Annotated in this window: 20 protein-coding genes, 8 tRNA genes and 1 rRNA gene; all 29 read left to right on the forward strand. The window is 48.6% G+C overall.

Going from position 1 to position 20530, the window contains the following annotated elements; translation table 11 throughout:
* Positions 1-126, forward strand: a 23S ribosomal RNA gene (locus tag ACWA2B_RS18685); the annotation flags it as partial.
* Between the two features lie 130 nt (positions 127-256).
* A tRNA-Ser gene (locus tag ACWA2B_RS18690) sits at positions 257-348 on the forward strand.
* A 31-nt stretch (positions 349-379) separates the two neighbouring features.
* A tRNA-Met gene (locus ACWA2B_RS18695) sits at positions 380-456 on the forward strand.
* Positions 457-466: 10 nt separating this feature from the next.
* Positions 467-542, forward strand: a tRNA-Val gene (locus tag ACWA2B_RS18700).
* 4 nt (positions 543-546) lie between these two features.
* Positions 547-622, forward strand: a tRNA-Thr gene (locus tag ACWA2B_RS18705).
* A gap of 23 nt (positions 623-645) precedes the next feature.
* Positions 646-722: transfer RNA gene (locus ACWA2B_RS18710), tRNA-Asp, on the forward strand.
* A gap of 78 nt (positions 723-800) precedes the next feature.
* Positions 801-873, forward strand: a tRNA-Phe gene (locus tag ACWA2B_RS18715).
* Positions 874-882: 9 nt separating this feature from the next.
* A tRNA-Tyr gene (locus ACWA2B_RS18720) sits at positions 883-968 on the forward strand.
* A gap of 7 nt (positions 969-975) precedes the next feature.
* A tRNA-Lys gene (locus ACWA2B_RS18725) sits at positions 976-1048 on the forward strand.
* 159 nt (positions 1049-1207) lie between these two features.
* Complete coding sequence (locus ACWA2B_RS18730; RefSeq protein WP_165149384.1) at positions 1208-2350, forward strand: PucR family transcriptional regulator; 1143 nt, start codon at positions 1208-1210, stop codon at positions 2348-2350.
* Positions 2351-2453: 103 nt separating this feature from the next.
* Positions 2454-3578 carry an ABC transporter ATP-binding protein gene (locus ACWA2B_RS18735; RefSeq protein ID WP_029519022.1) on the forward strand — a complete coding sequence of 375 codons (1125 nt, stop codon included), beginning with the start codon at positions 2454-2456 and terminating at the stop codon, positions 3576-3578.
* A gap of 337 nt (positions 3579-3915) precedes the next feature.
* Positions 3916-4854: an HPr(Ser) kinase/phosphatase gene (gene hprK, locus ACWA2B_RS18740; RefSeq protein ID WP_029519020.1), complete on the forward strand. Its 939-nt coding sequence runs from the start codon at positions 3916-3918 to the stop codon at positions 4852-4854.
* 43 nt (positions 4855-4897) lie between these two features.
* The gene (gene lgt, locus ACWA2B_RS18745; protein WP_318628126.1) at positions 4898-5953 is read left to right on the forward strand and encodes a prolipoprotein diacylglyceryl transferase; all 1056 of its coding nucleotides are present in this window, start codon (positions 4898-4900) and stop codon (positions 5951-5953) included.
* Positions 5950-6603: a pyrophosphatase PpaX gene (gene ppaX / locus ACWA2B_RS18750; protein WP_029519017.1), complete on the forward strand. Its 654-nt coding sequence runs from the start codon at positions 5950-5952 to the stop codon at positions 6601-6603. The genes lgt and ppaX overlap by 4 nt, the downstream gene beginning before the upstream one ends.
* Positions 6600-7094, forward strand: a complete 495-nt coding sequence (locus ACWA2B_RS18755) for an acyltransferase (protein ID WP_318628127.1) — start codon at positions 6600-6602, stop codon at positions 7092-7094. Before ppaX ends, ACWA2B_RS18755 begins: the two co-directional genes overlap by 4 nt.
* A gap of 147 nt (positions 7095-7241) precedes the next feature.
* Complete coding sequence (locus ACWA2B_RS18760; RefSeq protein ID WP_449292496.1) at positions 7242-7502, forward strand: acyltransferase family protein; 261 nt, start codon at positions 7242-7244, stop codon at positions 7500-7502.
* 35 nt (positions 7503-7537) lie between these two features.
* Positions 7538-8392: an acyltransferase family protein gene (locus ACWA2B_RS18765; protein WP_449292497.1), complete on the forward strand. Its 855-nt coding sequence runs from the start codon at positions 7538-7540 to the stop codon at positions 8390-8392.
* Positions 8393-8623: 231 nt separating this feature from the next.
* On the forward strand, positions 8624-9871 hold the full coding sequence (locus ACWA2B_RS18770; RefSeq protein ID WP_341071463.1) for an ATP phosphoribosyltransferase regulatory subunit: 1248 nt from the start codon (positions 8624-8626) through the stop codon (positions 9869-9871).
* The gene (gene hisG, locus ACWA2B_RS18775; protein ID WP_029519011.1) at positions 9825-10469 is read left to right on the forward strand and encodes an ATP phosphoribosyltransferase; all 645 of its coding nucleotides are present in this window, start codon (positions 9825-9827) and stop codon (positions 10467-10469) included. Before ACWA2B_RS18770 ends, hisG begins: the two co-directional genes overlap by 47 nt.
* A 69-nt stretch (positions 10470-10538) precedes the next feature.
* Complete coding sequence (gene hisD / locus ACWA2B_RS18780; RefSeq protein ID WP_449292498.1) at positions 10539-11852, forward strand: histidinol dehydrogenase; 1314 nt, start codon at positions 10539-10541, stop codon at positions 11850-11852.
* Positions 11836-12444, forward strand: a complete 609-nt coding sequence (gene hisB / locus ACWA2B_RS18785; protein ID WP_341038301.1) for an imidazoleglycerol-phosphate dehydratase HisB — start codon at positions 11836-11838, stop codon at positions 12442-12444. The genes hisD and hisB overlap by 17 nt, the downstream gene beginning before the upstream one ends.
* Before the next feature lie 3 nt (positions 12445-12447).
* Entirely contained in the window at positions 12448-13077 is a 630-nt protein-coding gene (hisH, locus tag ACWA2B_RS18790; RefSeq protein WP_341038303.1) for an imidazole glycerol phosphate synthase subunit HisH, read from the forward strand.
* Positions 13078-13171: 94 nt separating this feature from the next.
* Positions 13172-13903 (forward strand): 1-(5-phosphoribosyl)-5-[(5-phosphoribosylamino)methylideneamino]imidazole-4-carboxamide isomerase, encoded by a 732-nt coding sequence (gene hisA, locus ACWA2B_RS18795; protein WP_341071465.1) that lies wholly within the window; start codon positions 13172-13174, stop codon positions 13901-13903.
* 11 nt (positions 13904-13914) lie between these two features.
* Complete coding sequence (hisF, locus tag ACWA2B_RS18800) at positions 13915-14673, forward strand: imidazole glycerol phosphate synthase subunit HisF (protein WP_039274196.1); 759 nt, start codon at positions 13915-13917, stop codon at positions 14671-14673.
* Positions 14670-15410, forward strand: a complete 741-nt coding sequence (gene hisIE, locus ACWA2B_RS18805) for a bifunctional phosphoribosyl-AMP cyclohydrolase/phosphoribosyl-ATP diphosphatase HisIE (protein ID WP_069012126.1) — start codon at positions 14670-14672, stop codon at positions 15408-15410. The genes hisF and hisIE overlap by 4 nt, the downstream gene beginning before the upstream one ends.
* A gap of 36 nt (positions 15411-15446) precedes the next feature.
* Positions 15447-16271: a histidinol-phosphatase HisJ gene (gene hisJ / locus ACWA2B_RS18810; RefSeq protein WP_069012124.1), complete on the forward strand. Its 825-nt coding sequence runs from the start codon at positions 15447-15449 to the stop codon at positions 16269-16271.
* 235 nt (positions 16272-16506) lie between these two features.
* Positions 16507-18276, forward strand: coding sequence for a tetratricopeptide repeat protein (locus ACWA2B_RS18815; protein ID WP_165149358.1), 1770 nt, complete (start codon positions 16507-16509; stop codon positions 18274-18276).
* Between the two features lie 39 nt (positions 18277-18315).
* Positions 18316-19269 carry a thioredoxin-disulfide reductase gene (trxB, locus tag ACWA2B_RS18820; protein WP_029518998.1) on the forward strand — a complete coding sequence of 318 codons (954 nt, stop codon included), beginning with the start codon at positions 18316-18318 and terminating at the stop codon, positions 19267-19269.
* Positions 19270-19561: 292 nt separating this feature from the next.
* A complete protein-coding gene (locus tag ACWA2B_RS18825; protein ID WP_029518997.1) occupies positions 19562-20512 on the forward strand; it encodes an ROK family glucokinase in 951 nt (316 codons plus the stop codon).
* The last annotated feature ends 18 nt before the right edge of the window (positions 20513-20530 follow it).

A 20530-nucleotide genomic window follows, 5' to 3' on the forward strand; every position in this document is an offset into this window, starting at 1 on the left:
GCCCCCCTCAAGATGAGATTTCCCAATTAGTAAGACCCCTTGAAGACGACGAGGTAGATAGGTTGGGGGTGGAAGTGCAGTAATGCATGGAGCTGACCAATACTAATCGGTCGAGGGCTTATCCTAAAGAATAAAACGCAATAAGTTTCGGATCCAGTTTTCAGGGTGTAACCTTGAAATTGCGCTTGATATTCCAAATCACTTTGTTGAGATACAGAATAACTTGCGGAGTTTTGCTAAGTGAGTCCATTTATATGGAGAGATACCCAAGTGGCTATAAGGGGACCCTCTGCTAAGGGGTTAGACTGCGAAAGTGGTGCGAGGGTTCGAATCCCTCTCTCTCCGCCATTTAGGACAAGCTAGCGAAATATTATGTTATGGCGGTGTAGCTCAGCTGGCTAGAGCGTACGGTTCATACCCGTGAGGTCGGGGGTTCGATCCCCTCCGCCGCTACCATACATACCCAGGAGGCTTAGCTCAGCTGGGAGAGCATCTGCCTTACAAGCAGAGGGTCGGGGGTTCGATCCCCTCAGCCTCCACCATTGTGCCGGTGTAGCTCAACTGGTAGAGCAACTGACTTGTAATCAGTAGGTTGGGGGTTCAAGTCCTCTCGCCGGCACCATTTTTGAATTTTGAAAAATCCAGGGAACTGTGGTGTAGAGGCCTAACATGCCTGCCTGTCACGCAGGAGATCGCGGGTTCGAATCCCGTCAGTTCCGCCATTTTTCAATTCAATAGTTTTACCGTACTAAAGTGGGAAGGGGTATCCCTCCGCACTTTATTTTTTTGTTAATGGATATGGCTCGGTAGCTCAGTCGGTAGAGCAGAGGACTGAAAATCCTCGTGTCGGCGGTTCGATTCCGTCCCGAGCCACCTTTATATGGAGGATTAGCGAAGTGGCCAAACGCATCAGACTGTAAATCTGCTCCCTTACGGGTTCGGTGGTTCGAATCCATCATCCTCCACCAGTTTTACGAGCCATTAGCTCAGTTGGTAGAGCACCTGACTTTTAATCAGGGTGTCGAAGGTTCGAGTCCTTCATGGCTCATCAGAAGTCATCAACTATAGGTTGATGGCTTTTTTTGTATTGTTTTAAGTTATGTTTTTATATAGCTTTTTTATTTTACGGTATCGACAGGTTATAATGAGTTCATTATGTTCGCTTAGTGCTTATTCTATATTCTAAAAAAAGTGAAGTGGTGATCGCGTGACTCTGGATACAGAATGGATTCAGCAACAGCTTCAGAATATTATTCAAGCGCCTTTTACCATAGTGCCTTGGTGCCCGGAAATGATGGCAGAGGGAGAGACAGCCGATTCAGTTATTCCGGATAGATCGTTTGTCCGTGACAACAAGTTATATTTTCCATTTCGTGCGTCGGCAGGTGAACTGGCTGCATTTGTGGTAGAGGCCAGATATTTGACGGATCGAGAACGGAAACTGGTAGAAGCGCTATTGGGGAACATGGAGCAGGTCTGGCAGAACGGTCCACAATTGTCGGATAACCCGGTTTATAGCGAGGAAGAGCGCATGAATCGTTATGGACAATGGCTTATACAGCAGGCTGCCAATCTAAACAAGGAAGAAGAGGTTCCAGATGAATTGCAGCTTCGTGATTCGCTATCAGCGTGTATGGTTCCGATTTTACTGAATGGCGAGGGAACACAGGAGGGGGCTATTACTTATACCCAGCTCCATCGATTGTTCGCGAGCTATTTTGGAGGGGATGTGCTGCTTACTCCATTGGACAAACAGTCTTGGCTGATTATGGCTAAAAAGGAGCTTTTATTAGGAGCGGACGATGAACGGGATAAAGACACTGAGTCCAGGGATGCAGATTTTACGGAATCGTTGGAGGAGGTTCTCACGGCTTTTAGCTTGGGTCTATATGAGCTTATTGCGAATGAGTGGGTGGGTGTATTCCATTTGGCGGTTTCTAAGCCTTCAATCCCTTTGCAAAGTCTTCCCCAAGAGCTGAATTTGTTATGGGAGACCATACATTTGGGCAAGATTTTTCATGTAACAGAGCACATCCACTTTTCATGGGAGCTTCATTTGGAAAGGCTGTTAAACCGCATTTCCAAGGAACAACGCGTATTATTTTTAGAGCAGGTAATGAAGTCATCTGTCATACTGGAAGACTCAGAAACGATGGCCACATTAGACATCTTTTTTCAACTGGATTGTAATGTGAGTGAGACAGCTAAGCGTCTATATGTGCATCGAAATACGTTGATTTACCGTTTGGACAAGATCAAACAGGAGACTGGATTGGACGTGCGGACGTTTAATGATGCGGTTTTAGTCAAGCTCTATCTTCTATTGTACAAAGTGACAAAAAGGAAATAGCATTTTTGTGCAGTTTGCGAATAGCCATGCTACGGGGACTAGGATAAGATACAAGTAAGAAATGTATTCGATTTCATAACTTGATCTTAGGGAGGCAAAAGCTATGGCTGGTGTACGTTTAGAGCATATTTTCAAAAAATATCCGGGTGCAGATAAAGCTACGGTTGTTGATGTCAATTTGGACATTCAAGATAAAGAGTTTCTCGTGTTGGTTGGTCCTTCCGGTTGTGGTAAATCTACTACGCTCCGTATGATCGCTGGTCTAGAGGAAATTTCAGACGGTAAATTGTACATTGGAGATCGTGTTGTGAACGACGTGGCTCCAAAGGACCGCGATATCGCGATGGTATTCCAATCCTATGCCTTGTATCCGCATATGAATGTATATCAAAACATGGCTTTTGGTCTGAAACTCCGTAAGGTGAAGAAAGAAGAAATTGACAAACGTGTACGTGAAGCGGCTAAAATCCTTGATATTGAGCATCTGCTGGACCGCAAGCCGAAAGCGTTATCAGGTGGTCAACGCCAGCGTGTTGCCTTGGGACGTGCGATTGTGCGTGACCCGCAAGTGTTCTTGATGGATGAGCCACTGTCCAACTTGGATGCCAAGCTGCGTGGTCAGATGCGTGCGGAAATCACGAAGCTGGCTAAGCGTCTGGAAACGACTGTTATCTACGTAACCCATGACCAGGTCGAAGCCATGACGATGGGTGACCGGATTGTAGTTATGAAGGATGGTATTATCCAACAAGCTGCATCCCCAGATGAACTGTACAACCGTCCAGTGAATCTGTTCGTAGCTGGTTTTATCGGCTCTCCTACGATGAACTTTATCACAGGTAAGCTGGTTGAAAAAGAAGGTGCATTGCATTTTGCTGCGCCGGGTCTGGATCTGTTTGTACCAGAAGGTAAAGGACAGATTTTAAAAGCGAAGGGCTATATCGGGAAAGAAGTGATCTTGGGTATCCGTCCTGAGGATATTCATGAAGAGCCTGTATTCTTGGAGGCTTCTCCGAATACGATCTTTACATCCACTGTGGATGTAACGGAAAACCTCGGTCATGAAATGCTGTTGTACCTGAGCGGTGCTGGAAATGATACGATTATTGCCCGTGTAGACGGACGCTCCAATACTCGTGATGGTGTCAAAGCGAAGTTGGCTGTTGATATGAACAAGGTTCATATTTTTGATAAGGAATCGGAATTGAGTGTTCTGGTTGGCGAATAAAATTTGCCTCTGGAAGAGAGTCGCAGTTTTCCCCGAGCGGAGAACTGCGACTCTTTTTATATATCGCATACGGCTACTAGCTTCGGCATTGCATTCATTGGAAAATTCCGATACGATGGGTACAATGGACAGGTCTAGATGTAGGTTCGTTGGCAGGAGTCCTAGATGGGATCAACCCAGCTGGCGGAATGGAGCTAGCCTGGAACCATATGTTAAATCAAGTGGAGTGTGCATTGGCGCAGGATAGACTGGCGTTGGGTTGTATGGTTAATAGGGTAAAGCTACATAAATCAAGTGACGTATAGAATCTGGTTTTGCAGATGAAGGGGAGAATAAAATGGCTAAACAGGTAAAGGTATCCGAGCTTGTACAGCAGTTTCAAATGGAAGTTATTTCCGGTGAAAAAGGTCTGCGAAGACTGATCACAGTGGACGATTTAAATCGCCCAGGTCTGGAGATGGCCGGGTATTTTGAATATCATACACAAGAGCGGGTACAGCTTCTGGGAAGGTCTGAGTTGGCTTTTCTGGGAATGCTTCCTCCTGAGGAACGCCGGGATCGGATGGAGCGTCTGTGTACAGAGCTGACTCCATGCATTATCGTCACACGTGGTCTAGAGGTACCGGCTGAGTTAGTGGAGGCGAGCGCAGAGCGAGATATTCCTGTACTGCGCACTAATATGGCGACGACGATTTTATCAAGCCGCATCACAGGCTTTCTCGAAAGAAAGCTGGCTCCTACAGCAACTATTCATGGTGTACTGTGTGACGTGTATGGCGTGGGAATGCTTATCACAGGAAGTAGTGGAATTGGTAAAAGTGAAACGGCACTGGAACTGGTTAAACGTGGACATCGCTTGGTAGCAGATGACGCGGTAGAAATTCGGCAAACGTCCGATTTTCAGCTGCATGGTACAGCACCTGAGCTGATCCGTCACCTGTTGGAAATTCGTGGCGTGGGCATTATTAATGTGATGACGCTGTTTGGGGCCGGTGCAGTTCGTAATAACAAACGGATTACATTGGTTGTTCGTCTGGAGGCATGGCAGCAGGACAAGCAGTATGACCGTCTTGGTCTTGATGAGGAAACGACACGCATTATTGATACAGATGTTCCACTGGTTACGATTCCAGTTCGTCCGGGCCGAAACTTGGCTGTTATTATCGAGGTGGCGGCGATGAACTATCGTTTGAAACAAATGGGTGTTAATGCAGCCCTGCAATTTACAAACAAGCTGACTGCTACAATTTCTGAAGATATGGAAGAGATGGATTAAGGTTTGTTCGTTTGCAAGGAAGAACGAGGAGTGAGAGAAACATATGTCAACGGCAACATTACTGCTGAATCCGATCGCTTTTTCAATCGGGGCAATCAAGGTCCACTGGTATGGGCTTATTTTGGGGCTGGCGGCGCTTGTGGGTTTATATCTTGCCATCCGTGAAGGAAAAAGATTCGGTATTCCGCAGGACTTTTTTATGGATATGCTGCTTCTGGGTGTTCCCTCAGCTATTATTGGAGCGCGTATTTATTATGTAGCCTTCAAATGGGAAGACTACCGAGATAATCTATGGGATGTTTTTAAAATTTGGAATGGCGGTATTGCGATATACGGTGCCTTGATCGGGGCCATTATATGTGCGGTCATTTATTTCCGGTATAAAGGGTATAACTTCTGGCGTATCGCTGATATTTGTGCACCAGGCCTACTGATCGGTCAAGCGATTGGACGCTGGGGTAATTTTGTCAATCAGGAAGCCTACGGTGGACCGACGGAAGAGACATTCTTGCGAAATCAGCTCCATCTGCCGGATTTCATTGTGAATCAGATGAACGTTAACGGGGTGTTCCATCACCCTACATTTTTATATGAATCACTGTGGAGTATTGTAGGTGTGATTTTGCTGCTCGTCATTCGTCGTATGAAATTTGTGCGTGCAGGCGAAATGTTTGCATTTTACTTCATTTGGTACTCAATTGGCCGTTTCTTCATCGAGCGTGTACGGACGGACAGTTTGGCTTTTCAGGGACCGGATTGGCTGGCTTCCTTTGTGAATGCTTTGTGGTCTCCTATGGTATGGCTAGGGTTTGAACCAGGGCATCTGGACCCGAGTTACGGTAATGTACGGATCTCGCAATTGCTGCCTATCTTTATTGTTGTAGCTGCGGTGATTTTCATTTTGGTTCGTCGCCGGAAGGGTACATCTGTTGCTCGATATAGCGATCCGATTATCTCCAGCAAAGCGGGGATTGATCAGGTACCTGACGTGATGCCAGAGCAGGTATCCCGTCCAGGACAGGACGCGGTTCCTCCAACAGCTACGGCGGATAAGCTACCTAAGGAAGACACGGACGAGGACAAGAAGGAGCATCTATGATAAATACGATTTTGTTTGATTTAGACGGCACCATCATGGATACGAATGAGCTGATCATCAGCACATTTCTACACATTTTGAATCATCCGGATGCTGATCCGCTGACGCGGGAGCATATTATTCCTCATATGGGTGGAACGCTGGACGATCAACTCCGTACTTTTTCGGGATTAACGGATGTATCTAGGTTGGTTAAGGACTACCGTGCTTATAATCAGATTCATCATGACCAAATGGTGAAGCCATTTCCATATGTCATTGAGGTCATTCAGGAGTTGCGTGCGAGAGGGATTAAGCTGGGGGTTGTGACAACCAAAATACGACCATCCACGATACGTGTACTTAATCTGTTCAATCTGACTTCCTCAATGGACTATATTGTAACGGTAGACGATGTGGAACATCCAAAGCCACACGCTGAACCAGTGCTCAAGGCCTTGACAGGTTTGAATGCTGAAGCAAAGCATACATTGATGGTCGGAGACAGTTCTTTTGATATTTTGTCAGCTCAGGCAGCAGGTGTGAAATCGGCTGGTGTAGCTTGGTCGCTCAAGGGCGAGGAAACTCTGCGCGGATATGGGCCTGACTACATGTTGCATGATATGCGGGATTTGCTGAAGCTGGAGCTTCAGGGTGTCAATGTATCGTGAGAAGGGTGAACCGCTATCCTGTAGAAGGTCCCAATGCGTTGTGGCAGATTTATCGGACGGTGAGCCGCTGGAAAGGCATTAAGAACTTTATTTTTATACAGATTGCCCGGTATTGTCCTGTGCTTTCTCTGAAAAACGTCATTTACCGCAGAGTGCTGGGGATGAAGGTGGGGCAACATGCGGCCTTCGGCCTGATGGTGATGGTGGATGTTTTTTTCCCGGAGCATATTACGATAGGGAACAATTCGGTCATTGGATATAACACAACGATACTGGCTCACGAATACCTCATACAAGAGTATCGTATCGGTAAAGTGGTGATTGGTGATCATGTGCTGATCGGCGCCAACGCAACCATTTTGCCGGGTGTCACCATCGGTGACGGAGCTATCGTAGCAGCCGGAGCGGTCGTGCATAGAGACGTGCCCGCAGGTGCATTTGTGGGTGGCAATCCGTTGCGTGATTTAAGACGCTCTGGTGTGGATGAGTAGGAAATAGCACAATAAGGAAGACCCCTTATATATTAAGGGGTCTTCCTTATTGTTGTTTTTCTGTATAATAAGTGGGGTAATGCATGTTAATTATGTTTAAAAATTGATAACAGACATATTTGCAAAGCGATATGGGAGCGTGTTGATTTGGTCAAAAAAGAACGTATACCAGAGCTTGATGTTTACCGGGGAATATTAATTGCAGCCGTTGTTACCATTCATGCGACTTCAATGGCTTTAATTGATGCGCGCCATTCTCTATTGTTTTACCCTTTTCTATTTTTAAATATGTTTAGTAGCTTTGCGGTGCCAGTATTTATTTTTGTGAGCGGGTTTGTTTTATTTTACAATTATGTCGATAGGCCGCTTCGTGGTAAGAATATGCTTATATTCTTCCGAAAAGACTGATGTTTATTGTGTTACCGTACGTTTTGTTTTCTCTTGTGTATTATTTGACCTTGGTAACACGCGGGTTGATGCCGCTCAGTGATCTTCCGCTCGTGCTGTTAACGGGAAAGGCGTACACGCATTTGTATTATGTCATCATCATCATCCAATTTTATTTGGTCTTCCCACTGTTGTTGTGGGGAGTGCAGCGCTTATGTCATTGGATATCGAGTCCACGGAGAGCAGCCTGTATCATTTTGGCAGTAGGGTTAGTCATTCAATGGGGGTTTGTATTGCTGAACAAATATGTTTGGCAAGAGGAAAGAGGAAGTCTCGCGATTACGTATATCAGTTATTTTGCCTTGGGCGCAGCTGTAGCGATTGGATATGAAGGGTTTAAAAAGTGGCTTTTTCCGGTGTCAGGTACAGTAATTAGACGCGGACAGTTGATCAGTTGGTGGGGCTTGTGGGTGGCTTGGCTACTCCTGGGTATAGCATATGTACAAATATGGTTTGTAGCATATCGCGAAGCCATCTATGCAGACTCGCTGATCTATGAACTGCTCCATAATGCATATGCCCTCGTCTCAGCGCTGGTGCTGTTTCAGTTCTCGGTTTTATTATATCGTCATGCTAACGATAGGCTGCGAATGTTAATCAGCTGGCTGGGCTCATGCTCATTCGGCATTTATTTACTTCACCCGGCGTTATTGAGAGTATATCGCAAGCTGGATTTGCACGGAACGCCAGTAGAATATATCTTCTCTGTTGCGGGTGGATGGTTGTTGGCGTTGTTTGGCTCATGGTTGATTGTGACGTTGTGTTTTCGATATGTACCATTTGCATGGATCGGTTTGGGCACGGTTCCGAAGTTTCCTTCCCGGAGTAAAGATGAACAAATAAATAGCTAAATATTTTGATTGATTGGACTGTTGGCTTAAGGCTGGCAGTCTTTTTTTTAGGATTCGTGTATTTTGCATTGGATAAAATATAGAAAGGGGCAGCGGCTTGGCGAATCTGTAAAAAAGGGCTGCTCCGTTCGGTTGACGTTCACAAGTAGAGCATGATAATATATCGAATATACTTTAGTTTGTTAGCACTTTACCATGATAAAGATATTGTGAAATCATGAGGTGATAGAAATGTCTAAGCCAAAAGGATTCGAAATCCCTGTAGGGGTTCGAGATTATCTTCCACGTGCAGTGTCGAAGCTGCGGGCCATTGAACTGAATGTACTCGAATGCATGGAGCGCTGGGGTTACCGCCAGATTATGACGCCTACGATGGAATACTACGATACGGTGGGAGTGGCTAGTTCTACTTCCGATCGAAAGCTGTTTAAATTACTCAATAACCGGGGAACCACATTGGTGCTGCGATCGGATATGACCGCTCCCATTGCGCGGGTGGTATCTTCGCTGCTAAAGGAAGAGGAAGTACCACTCCGACTTTCCTACCACGCAAATGTATTTCGGGCGATTGAGGAAGAGGCAGGAAGAGAAGCGGAGTTTTTTCAGACAGGTGTGGAGCTGGTAGGTGATGATTCGCCTGAGGCTGATGCAGAAGTTGTAGCATTGGCTATTGCATCATTACAGGCGGCAGGAGTGGCCTCTTTTAAAATTGCCATGGGACATGTGGGATTTCTGAACGGCTTATTTGAGGAAATCATTCCAGGCCGTCAGGCTGAACAACAAGCGCTAAAGGAACTGTTGCTCAGTCGTGATGTAGTGGGCTACCGAACAGCGATTGAAGCTTTGGGCTTGGCTCCCGAACATCGGGATAAGCTGGAAGCTATTCTTCGGTTGCGCGGTGGAAAAGAAATTTGTGACCATGCTACCCGTCTTAGTGTGGAGCAGCAGACGATTCGATCCATTGCACATTTGTGCGAGGTGTGGGAAGTACTGGAGGCATACGGCGTATCTGAGCATGTGTTAATCGACCTTACCATGATCGGGGATTTTTCATATTATACAGGAATGACTTTTGAGGGCTATGCGGCGGAGATTGGGTTCCCGGTATGCAACGGGGGTCGCTATGACAATCTGCTTCAGCAGTTTGGTCGATCCGTACCTGCAACGGGATTTGCATTGAAGACAAACCGGATCGTCGATGGTGTGGATGGTATCCAAATGGAGACGAAGCTTCCTGTACTTATCCGTTATGACGAACAGGGACGCCAAGAGGCGTTATCTGCAGCGGCACAGCTACGCGCAACAGGTCTTACTGTAGTAACAGGGCTCACGGGCGGACCGGAAGATCGACGTCGTGAGCAGCAGGGGCTGTACGCAGAGGTATACAGCTATACAGCCGAAGGAAGAGAGCCAGTACAAGGGGGGAACTGCCATGACAGAAACATTGAAAGTAGCCATGCCCAAGGGAAGGATTTATAAGCAGGCTTCCGAGCTGTTTCGCCAGGCGGGGGTTCCAATTCCACTGGATGTGGACGAAACGCGCAAGCTGGTCATTCCACTGCCTGAGCTAGGCATGGAATTTATTATGGCGAAGCCCGTCGATGTTCCTACGTATGTAGAGTACGGGGCGGCGGACATCGGCATTGTGGGCAAGGATGTTTTGCTGGAAGAGAACAAGGATGTGTATGAACTGCTGGATCTGGGGATCGCCCGTTGTCGGATGTCAGTGATTGCTTTACCAGATTGGCAGCCAGGTATTCGTCAGCGGGTCGCTACAAAGTATCCGAATGTGGCTTCCCAGTATTTTCGGGAGCAAGGCCAACAGGTGGAGGTTATTAAGCTGAATGGCTCCATTGAGCTGGCGCCGTTAATTGGTCTGGCAGACCGCATTGTTGATATGGTAGAAACGGGGCAGACCTTGCGGGAGAATGGATTGGTCGAGCAGATCAGCATACTGGATATTACCAGTCGCCTGATTGCGAATCGGGTCAGCTACCGGATGAAAAACAGCTCGATTCAGGCTTTGTGTGATCGATTGCATCAGGTGATTCCCAATGCGGTGGCACCCCGGGAGTAAATGGACTAAAGGAATAAGCCAAGGTTTAAAGGAGCATTCTGCAAGCTGCAAGTAAGGGGGAATGGACAAATGAAGATTGTATCAGCCCGTGATTTCAGTCTCCAACGGGAGGTGGATTACGGCACACCTGAGCAAAATGAGGCTGTGCGTACCATTATTCAGTCGGTACGCCAAGAGGGGGATGAGGCTGTCCTGCAGTATACGCAATCGTTTGATGGTGTATCGCTGATCGCAGAGCAACTTCGTGTGACGGAGGAAGAATTGAAGGCGGCATATGACAAGGTAGAGCCTTCTTTTTTACAGGCGATTCGAGAGGCGGCGGATAATATCCGTGCTTTTCACATGAAGCAAAAACGTAATTCGTGGATGGATTTACAGCCGGATGGTAGCTTGCTCGGCCAAATTATCCGACCGTTGAAACGTGTAGGCGTGTATGTTCCGGGCGGTAAAGCGGCCTATCCATCCTCTGTGCTGATGAATGTCATTCCCGCTCAGGTGGCTGGTGTACCTGAGATTGTCATGGTGACACCCCCGGCGACAGGCGGCAAGGCAGGGATAGATCCATATACACTGGTAGCTGCGGCAGAGGCTGGTGTAACGGAAATATATAGGGTTGGCGGAGCGCAAGCGATTGCTTCCCTCGCTTATGGAACACATAGCATTGAACCAGTCGATAAAATTTGCGGTCCCGGTAACATTTATGTAGCGCTGGCGAAGCGCGAGGTGTACGGCGCGGTGGATATCGACAGTATAGCGGGACCAAGTGAAATTGTCGTGTTGGCTGACGACACGGCGAATGCCTCATATGTAGCGGCTGACCTGCTTTCACAGGCGGAACATGACGAGATGGCCTCAGCCATACTGGTTACGCCCTCGCAACGCTTGGCCGAAGAAGTATCAGCTGAAGTACAGCGCCAATTGGCAGAGCTGCCGCGCAGAGATATTGCTGCTGCATCGTTGGAGGCTTACGGGGCTATCATTGTCGTCGACACTTTGGAAGAGGGCATCCATATTGTAAACCGACTGGCACCAGAACATTTGGAAATTATGACAGAGCAGCCGATGGAGCATGTAGGTCTGATCGAAAACGCGGGAGCTATTTTCCTGGGAGCGTACAGCTCGGAGCCAGTAGGCGATTATTTTGCCGGACCTAACCACATTATTCCGACGAATGGAACGGCACGTTTTTCCTCGCCAGTGGATGTTGATGATTTTATCAAGAAGTCGAGTATGATCTATTACAGCAAGGAAGCGCTGCTGCGCAATGGAGAGACGATTATGCAGCTTGCCCGCCATGAAGGACTGGAAGGTCACGCACGGGCGATACAAGTTCGATTGGACAATGAAAAGAAGGCGGTGGATGGCAATGGGGAACGAAAATAACGTAGCAGGACGTACAGGCAGTGTCAGCCGAAAGACGAACGAAACGGATATTCAGCTATCTTTTGCAGTAGACGGCACAGGGCAAGCTGAGATTGAAACGGATGTTCCTTTTCTGAATCACATGCTGGACTTGTTCACCAAGCACGGACAATTTGATCTGAATGTGCAGGCCAGAGGGGATGTTGATATAGACGATCATCATACCGTAGAGGATATTGGTATTTGTCTGGGACAGACCTTGCTGGAAGCATTGGGTGATAAAAAAGGAATTAAGCGCTATGCCAGCGTCTTTGTACCAATGGATGAGGCGCTCGCACAGGTTGTCATTGATCTGAGTAACCGACCTCATTTTGAGTATCGTGCGGAGTATCCATCACAGCAGGTAGGGAGCTTTTCGACAGAGCTGGTGCATGAATTTCTGTGGAAATTTGCGTTGGAGGCTCGCATGACGCTACACGTCATCGTTCACTACGGGCAAAATACCCACCATATGATTGAGGCGGTGTTCAAAGCGCTGGGACGTGCACTGGATGAAGCGACATCCATTGATCCACGGGTGACGGGAGTGCCTTCAACGAAGGGAGTGCTGTAGCCTATGTCCATTGCCATTGTGGATTACGGCAGAGGCAATCTGCATAGTGTGAGCAAGGCGGTTGAGCGTCTTGGCTATGAGGCTGTAGTAACGGGAGAGGCCCAAGTGATTCGTTCCTCCAGCGGTGTGATTTTGCCGGGTGTAGGGGCATTCGGGGACGCTATGGAGCATTTGCGTTCCAGCGGATTGGATCGGGTGATTCAGGAGGTTGCAAGTGCCGGACAACCACTGCTCGGTGTTTGTCTAGGAATGCAACTGTTGTTCACTCGTGGTGAAGAATACGGCAGTCACGAAGGGCTTAATATTTTACCAGGCGAGGTTGTTCGGTTTGCTCCTGATCTGGGGGTTAAAGTGCCGCATATGGGCTGGAATCGTCTGCGTATGACTCAGCCGAACCACCCGTTGTTACAGGGCTTGGAGGAAGGACATGTGTATTTTGTACATTCCTATCATGCGAAGCCGGAGGCCGAAAGTGACCTACTGGCGGTGACTGACTACGGTGGGCCCGTAACGGCTATCGTGGGCAGAGGCCATGTATATGGCATGCAGTTCCACCCAGAGAAAAGCGGGGAAATGGGGATGCGGTTGCTTCGACAGTTTTTGGAACTAGCGGAAGCGGAAAAGCGAGCGTAACGATTCGTGTGTCTGTAGTTGATGGTACGCCAACATGGTCGTTGATGGATTTAAAGGCATATAGATGTTGAATAGCTCACAAGGGGGTCATACTTTGTTCACGATATACCCGGCGATTGATATTCGCGATGGCAAATGTGTACGACTGGTACAAGGAGATTATAGCCAGGAGACGATATACAACGAAAACCCGGTGGAGGTTGCCCAAGAATGGGAGCGTATGGGCGGCTCCTACATTCACTTGGTTGATTTGGACGGTGCTAAAGCAGGTCAACCGGTGAACGATGAGCTCATTGGGCGCATCGCTTCTGCGGTGCAAGTGCCTGTACAAGTGGGTGGCGGCTTGCGTACACGTGAACATGTGGAGCAGCTGTTGTCGCTGGGCGTGAGCCGTGTGATCTTGGGTACGGCAGCGATTGAGGATCGTGCTTTTACGGAAGCGGTATTGGGTACCTACGGTGATCGGATCGCCATTGGTCTGGATGCACGGAATGGCTATGTGGCCACGCGCGGATGGCTTGAAACCTCGGAGGTTCGAGCGGATGAATTGGCTGCTGAGTTGGCCTCCAAGGGAGCGGAAACGTTCATTTTTACAGACATTTCCCGCGACGGAATGATGCAAGGCCCGAATGTGGAGGCTATCGTAGCGCTTGCGAAAAGCAGTGGACGAACCGTGATCGCTTCCGGCGGTGTCAGCAAGATGGACGATCTGATCACGCTGAGCACCTATGCGAAAGAGGGTGTAGGCGGTGCTATTGTGGGTAAGGCATTGTATACAGGCAGCATTGATTTACAGGTAGCCGTACAAGCTGTAGCAAAGGCATAGGGGGAGTAGGCATGCTGGCTAAACGTATTATTCCCTGCTTGGATGTAAAGGATGGCAGGGTGGTTAAGGGCGTTAATTTTGTGAACCTACGCGATGCAGGTGATCCGGTGGAATTGGCGGCGCTTTATGACCGGGAAGGGGCAGATGAAATCGTATTTCTGGATATTTCTGCTTCAGTTGAAGGGCGTGCCACCATGGAAGAAGTAGTTCGTCAGACAGCCGGAGAGATAGCCATTCCTTTCACCGTAGGTGGCGGGATATCTCATGTCGATGATATGAAACGCATTTTGCGTGCCGGGGCTGATAAAATCGGCGTAAATACGGCGGCTGTCCGTAATCCTCAGCTGATTGCGGAGGGTGCGCGCAGCTTTGGCTCACAATGTATCGTTGTTGCCATTGATGCCAAGTATAACGAGGCGTGGGGCGAGTGGGAAGTATATACCCACGGAGGCCGCACGCCATCTGGTATTCGCGCCTTGGCCTGGGCCAAGGAAGCTGAACAGTTGGGAGCCGGTGAGATTCTGCTGACCAGCATGAATGCGGACGGAACCAAGGACGGCTTTGACCTGCCGCTGACTTCTGCGGTATCGGATACCGTCGGAATTCCAGTTATTGCTTCTGGCGGAGCAGGCAAACAGGAGCATTTCTATGACGTGTTTACGGCGGGCAGAGCGGATGCTGGATTAGCAGCAACGATTTTTCACTATAAAGAAATAGGAATCCCTGACCTAAAACGGGATTTGAAGCGCAGAGGAGTGGAGATACGATGAGCAACGAATTGAACCAACAGCTATCTCTGGAGCAGATACTGGATAATGTCCGCTGGAATGAGGTGGGTCTTGTCTCGGCGATTGTGCAGGATGATGCCACCCTTCAGGTGCTTACGCTGGCCTACATGAACCGCGAGTCGCTGAAACTGTCTTTGGAGTCGGGAGAGACCTGGTTCTGGTCTCGTTCCAGACAGGAGCTGTGGCACAAGGGGGCTACTTCAGGGAATACGCAAAAAATCACTTCCATCCAGTTGGATTGTGACGGTGATGCTCTGTTGATACGTGTCATTCCGAACGGTCCTGCCTGTCATACAGGAGCAACGAGCTGCTTTTTCCGTGATATTTCCGCGCCAGGGACGGCTGTAGCACCTGTTGCAGGAAATGCAGGAGACCACACGCTGGTAAATCAAACCGATGATATTTCCAATGCTTCAGCAGACCGCTTTGAGGTACTTGCCCAGCTGGAGGCGATTATTAAGGAGCGCGAAGAGACACGTCCTGAAGGGGCCTATACGACCTATCTTTTTGATAAAGGTGTAGACAAAATCTTGAAAAAGGTTGGCGAAGAAGCATCCGAGACGATCATTGCCGCCAAAAATAAAGATAATGATGAACTGCGCCTGGAGGTTAGCGACCTGATTTATCACCTGCTGGTGCTGTTGCAGGAGCGCAAGCTACCGCTAGATCACGTGCTGGCTGAGCTGAATCGCCGTCATGAACGACCTCGTCGTGATTAGTACGATTTGTTGTAGTGTTGAAAGAGGGAGGATCGCATGAAAATTGACTATCATACGCATCACGCCCGCTGTGGGCATGCCATAGGGAGTCTGGAAGAGTATGTACAGCAGGGAATTCGGCTGGGGCTGGATCAGCTCGGCTTGTCCGATCACATGCCACTACTGCATGTAAAACCGGCTGACTATTACCCGGAAATGGCGATGCCTATGGAGGAGCTGCCCCGATACGTGGAAGAATGTTTGGAACTGAAGGAACGTTTTAAAGAGCAAATTGATATTCGTGTTGGCTTGGAAGGCGACTACATTGAGGGCTGGGAACGAGAAATCGAAGATATCATCACCGCGTATCCCTGGGATTATGTGATTGGTTCCGTCCATTTTCTAGGTGAATGGGATATCACGGACTTCCGTCAGGTACACCATTGGGAAGGCAAAAATGTGCTTGAGGTGTACCGCACGTATTATAATGCAGTTTCTAAGGCGGCAGCTACCGGTTTGTATGACATCATGGGGCATTTGGATGTCATTAAGCGCTTCGGCTATCATCCGAAGCCGGAGGAAATGGAGGAGCTGCGTGAACTGGAGCGCTCCGCACTCTCAGCCGTTGCCCGCAGCGGTCGGGCGATGGAACTGAATGCATCAGGGCTTTCGAAGCCCTGTGCTGAGATGTTCCCGAGCCGCCGCATGCTGGACGAAGCTTTTTCGCTAGGCATCCCGCTGACCGTAGGATCGGATGCCCATGATCCGGCGAAGCTGTCCGAGCACTTGGAGAAGGCACGCGCGCTTCTATATGAAGTCGGCTATCGCGAGCTTGCCGTATTTCAGCATCGCGAGCGCTCGCCGGTGCCGCTGACGCTTTAATTATTACGTTTATTGGGTCTAAGTATCATATCCAGTGGCTAGCCGAACGCTCCCTATGTATACAGGGAAAAGCGCTCGGCTATTTAGCGTATTCTTGTATATATATCTATTGTATACGAGCATATATCCGTTTTTTGGAATGAGGTAGGATCGACTGTCAAGTCGTTTTGAAGTTGTGGTATACTGAAGGGTATGAACATGTCAGTTACTTTTAAAGGAGGTGCCTTGGTTATTTATGAAAGGGAAACATCTGCGAGTATCGGAACCTAGCCCTAAGATTATTGCTTTGCGTTTCGACGCATCTTTCTTTTTTGAGAAAGCTGTGCGCTCGCTTGATCGCAATCATTATGACAAGGCATTGAAATATTTTCGCAAAGCCGTTGAATATGAACCGGATAATCCGGTGAATCATTGCAATATGGCGGGTATATTATCAGAGATGGGGGATTATGCAGGTTCGAATGAGATCCTGTCCTCTGTTCTGAGTGACGTAGACTCGTCGATGACAGAGTGTTATTTCTATATGGCGAATAATTACGCTAATATGGAGCAGTTTGAAGAAGCGGAGAAAGCATTGGTCACGTACCTGGAGGAGGACGAAGAAGGCCAGTTTCTTGATGAAGCGGAGGAAATGATGGAGCTGCTCTATTATGAGCTGGACCGTCCAACGAAGCTGAACCGCATTAAGGCCCGGCAGGGAGTAGTAGAGCATGATCAGGCTCGTGTCCTGCTGGAGGAGGGGAAATTTGCTCAGGCAGCCCAGTTGCTCAAGCAAATTTCAGAGGAACAACCGGATATGTTCGCTGCGCGAAATAATCTGGCGTTAGCGTATTACTACATGGGATTGTTCCAAAATGCTAAGGCTACCATTATTCAAGTGTTGGAGGATGAGCCGGGGAATTTACACGCATTGTGCAACTTGGCGATCTTTTATCAGCACGAGGGCGGCGGCCCGGAATTGGATCGTCTGGTGCAGACTTTGGCGGTCACTATACCGTTTCAGGAGGAGCAGGTATTCAAGCTGGCGACCACTATGGGCATTCTCGGACGCCATGAGGAGGCCTACAGACATTTCCGCAGGTTGCTTCATGGCGATGGAGAGAACAATGCGGACGCTTCTTTGTACCATTACACGGCGGTAGCTGCCAGCAATACGGGAAGATATGCGGAAGCACGGCGGTTGTGGAGTCATTTGCAAAAGCAGGATGCTTCCTCGGAAGTTCCGCGGTTTTTCCTGTCCCGACTGGAGGAACTCCAGCAGGAGGGTACACCGCTGCAAGTGCTCAGCTATCATTATCATCTCCCGTTTGAGGAGCAATTCCGCATGTGGGAGAAGTTTGGTGCTGACCAGGTGCCTGACAGCATGAAGAAGGACCCGCTAATCCGGTCATCCTTCTTCTGGGCCTTGCGCCACGGGGACCGGGCGACTCAGCTTCAGGTCATTCAGGCGTTAAGCTTGATCGGTGATGATGAGGTGCGTCAGGCACTGGAGTCCTTCGTAGAAGACCCGGACCAGGAGGATGAGCTGAAACGCCGTGCCTTGCAAGTATTGCAAGAGCTGGCGGAGCAGGGTGAGCAGAAAATGTACCCGGAAACGGAACGTTCTGATCAGTTGGAGGTTGAGAACGATCCTCATACAATTGAAGGTGATGTATCTGCCTCCCCGGTTGATCCACAATGGCAGGCAGTGCTGGATAAGGTACTGACCGTTATGAGCAAGCCATCCGATCCGGTCATGCAGCACGACTTGAGATCGCTGTGGCTGGAGTATTTGGATCGGCTTGCCCCGGAAGTTCCGATGGTTCAGCATACTGAGGGATGGGCAGCGGCGCTGGAATATTTGACTGCCAAAATGCATCATCATTCAGTCACCTATCAGGAAGTAGCCGATCGCTATGGTATTTCCGTATCGACCGTAAGCCGCTATGCACGCCAGATTGACAGCGTGTGTGGTATCAAACAGAAGCTGAAGCAGCCGCTCTCCACGTTTAAAAAGCAGGTCTGAGACCTGCTCCAAACATCACTTAAAGGAGGCAACAAACGTATGTATAAATCCATAATTATTGGTACAGGTCCTGCAGGCTACACAGCGGCTATTTATTTGGCACGTGCTAACATGAATCCGCTGATCATTGAAGGGATGCAGCCCGGTGGGCAGCTTACTACAACGACCGAAATTGAAAATTTTCCGGGTTTTGAGCAAGGTATCCTCGGGCCTGAACTGATGGATAATATGCGCAAGCAGGCTGAACGTTTTGGCGCTGAATTTACTTCCGGTTGGGTAGAGGAAGTGGATTTTAGCAAACGTCCTTTTAAAGTGAAGGTAGAGGGTAAAGGCATCATTGAGGCGGAGTCGGTCATTATTGCTACAGGTGCGTCCGCCAAATATCTTGGTATTCCGGGTGAGCAGGACAATGTAGGTCGCGGAGTCAGCACTTGCGCAACTTGCGATGGCTTCTTTTTCCGCGGGAAAAAGATTGTCGTGGTTGGCGGTGGCGATTCAGCCATGGAGGAAGCGAGCTTCTTGACCCGTTTTGCTTCCAGTGTAACCTTGGTCCATCGTCGCGATGAGTTGCGGGCATCCAAAATTATGCAAGATCGCGCGCGTGAGAACGAAAAAGTACATTGGGCATTAAACCGGACTCCTCTGGAAGTTGTGACGGGAGAATCTGGTTTAAAGGGTTTGAAGGTACACAATAATGAGACCAATCAGGATGAGCTGATTGAGGTAGATGGCGTGTTCGTAGCCATCGGGCATACACCGAATACAGGTTTCCTGAACGGACAAATCCATACGGATGAACACGGCTATATTGTAGTGAAGCCAGGCACAACGGAAACGAACATCCCCGGAGTTTTTGCCTGTGGGGACGTACAGGATAATCGTTACCGTCAAGCGATTACGGCTGCGGGAACGGGCTGTATGGCGGCTATGGACTGCGAGAAATATCTCGAAGGCAGTGCTGTTCACGACTGGAGCGAAACACTGGATCAATAAAAGCGTGTCTATAGTACACAAAAAGGCTAACGGGAGAGCGAAGGAAACCTCTGTTATGCCACATCTTTTGTTCAGGAAGAGAAAGCCTGCTGCGTTTGCACGGGCTTTCTCCTTTTTATGGGTGCATAAGGTTAAAAGTTCCTCTAATCGTACACTTTTCAACAAGGAAGTGTCCTTGACCGTAACGAGGGCTTCAATTATAGTTGGAACGTAGGATTACTATTATGAAGTAGGAATTATAAGCATATATTTCATACCAGGTTTTTAAGTAAACATAAAGGTGGCTTGGAACATGTCTGAAAGTATCTATGTGGGTGTCGATTTGGGCGGTACAGCGATTAAAGTAGGCATTTGTAATGAGAACGGACAGCTTTTGCACACATACGAGGGACCAACCGAAACCGATAAAGGTGTAGATGTTGTCATTGGTAATATCGAAAAATATGTGCGGCACATTGTTGAGGAATCTCCTTATGAGTGGGATCAACTCAAGGGTGTCGGTGCAGGCGTTGCAGGTTTTACGAATGTTCGTGATGGTATTATTGTCCTCGCTCCTAATATTGGCTTTCGTGACGTACCGATCCGTGCGCTCCTAGAGAACCGGATTGGCAAGCCTGTGAAAATAGACAATGATGCGAATGTTGCTGCGCTAGGTGAGGCTTGGGCTGGTGCAGGCAAAGGCATCGAAAACTGCGTATGCTATACCCTGGGAACAGGAGTAGGTGGCGGTATTATTATAAACGGTAGAATATACCAAGGTTCTTCAGGCATGGCCGGGGAAATTGGTCATATCAGCGTCGTACCTGATCTGGAGGCAATTCAGTGTGGATGCGGCAAAATGGGTTGCTTGGAAACTGTATCTTCTGCAACAGGCATCATTCGTATGGCCAAGGATGCTGTGGAACGTGGCGACCGGACCTCTCTGGCGCTGGAGGATCAAATTGCCGCCAAGGAAGTATTTGATGCTGCTAAAGCCGGGGATGAAGTCGCACTGCGTATCGTGAACCGGGCTGCCTTTTATTTGGGGAAATCCATGGCAGCGGTTGCCGCTGTGCTTAATCCAGAGTTGTTTATTATAGGCGGCGGTGTTTCTAAAGCAGGCGACTTTTTGTTTGAAGAGATGCGTCGCGTATACGCCAAGCTGGCACCTGAACCGCTTCAAAAAGGTGTATATATCGTACCAGCGGTGTTAGGCAATGACGCGGGTGTTGTAGGGGCTGCAGGGTTGCTGCTACGCTCCTGACCACAGGTTACTGATAAT

It is taken from the genome of Paenibacillus sp. CMM36, from assembly GCF_053570945.1.

What these genes read in the sequence shown, in the direction of transcription:
- ACWA2B_RS18735 (WP_029519022.1), top strand. Translation starts at nt 2,454, where the DNA reads ATGGCTGGTGTACGTTTAGAGCATATTTTCAAAAAATATCCGGGTGCA.
- hprK (WP_029519020.1), top strand. Translation starts at nt 3,916, where the DNA reads ATGGCTAAACAGGTAAAGGTATCCGAGCTTGTACAGCAGTTTCAAATG.
- lgt (WP_318628126.1), top strand. Translation starts at nt 4,898, where the DNA reads ATGTCAACGGCAACATTACTGCTGAATCCGATCGCTTTTTCAATCGGG.
- ppaX (WP_029519017.1), top strand. Translation starts at nt 5,950, where the DNA reads ATGATAAATACGATTTTGTTTGATTTAGACGGCACCATCATGGATACG.
- ACWA2B_RS18770 (WP_341071463.1), top strand. Translation starts at nt 8,624, where the DNA reads ATGTCTAAGCCAAAAGGATTCGAAATCCCTGTAGGGGTTCGAGATTAT.
- hisG (WP_029519011.1), top strand. Translation starts at nt 9,825, where the DNA reads ATGACAGAAACATTGAAAGTAGCCATGCCCAAGGGAAGGATTTATAAG.
- hisD (WP_449292498.1), top strand. Translation starts at nt 10,539, where the DNA reads ATGAAGATTGTATCAGCCCGTGATTTCAGTCTCCAACGGGAGGTGGAT.
- hisB (WP_341038301.1), top strand. Translation starts at nt 11,836, where the DNA reads ATGGGGAACGAAAATAACGTAGCAGGACGTACAGGCAGTGTCAGCCGA.
- hisH (WP_341038303.1), top strand. Translation starts at nt 12,448, where the DNA reads ATGTCCATTGCCATTGTGGATTACGGCAGAGGCAATCTGCATAGTGTG.
- hisF (WP_039274196.1), top strand. Translation starts at nt 13,915, where the DNA reads ATGCTGGCTAAACGTATTATTCCCTGCTTGGATGTAAAGGATGGCAGG.
- hisIE (WP_069012126.1), top strand. Translation starts at nt 14,670, where the DNA reads ATGAGCAACGAATTGAACCAACAGCTATCTCTGGAGCAGATACTGGAT.
- hisJ (WP_069012124.1), top strand. Translation starts at nt 15,447, where the DNA reads ATGAAAATTGACTATCATACGCATCACGCCCGCTGTGGGCATGCCATA.
- ACWA2B_RS18815 (WP_165149358.1), top strand. Translation starts at nt 16,507, where the DNA reads ATGAAAGGGAAACATCTGCGAGTATCGGAACCTAGCCCTAAGATTATT.
- trxB (WP_029518998.1), top strand. Translation starts at nt 18,316, where the DNA reads ATGTATAAATCCATAATTATTGGTACAGGTCCTGCAGGCTACACAGCG.
- ACWA2B_RS18825 (WP_029518997.1), top strand. Translation starts at nt 19,562, where the DNA reads ATGTCTGAAAGTATCTATGTGGGTGTCGATTTGGGCGGTACAGCGATT.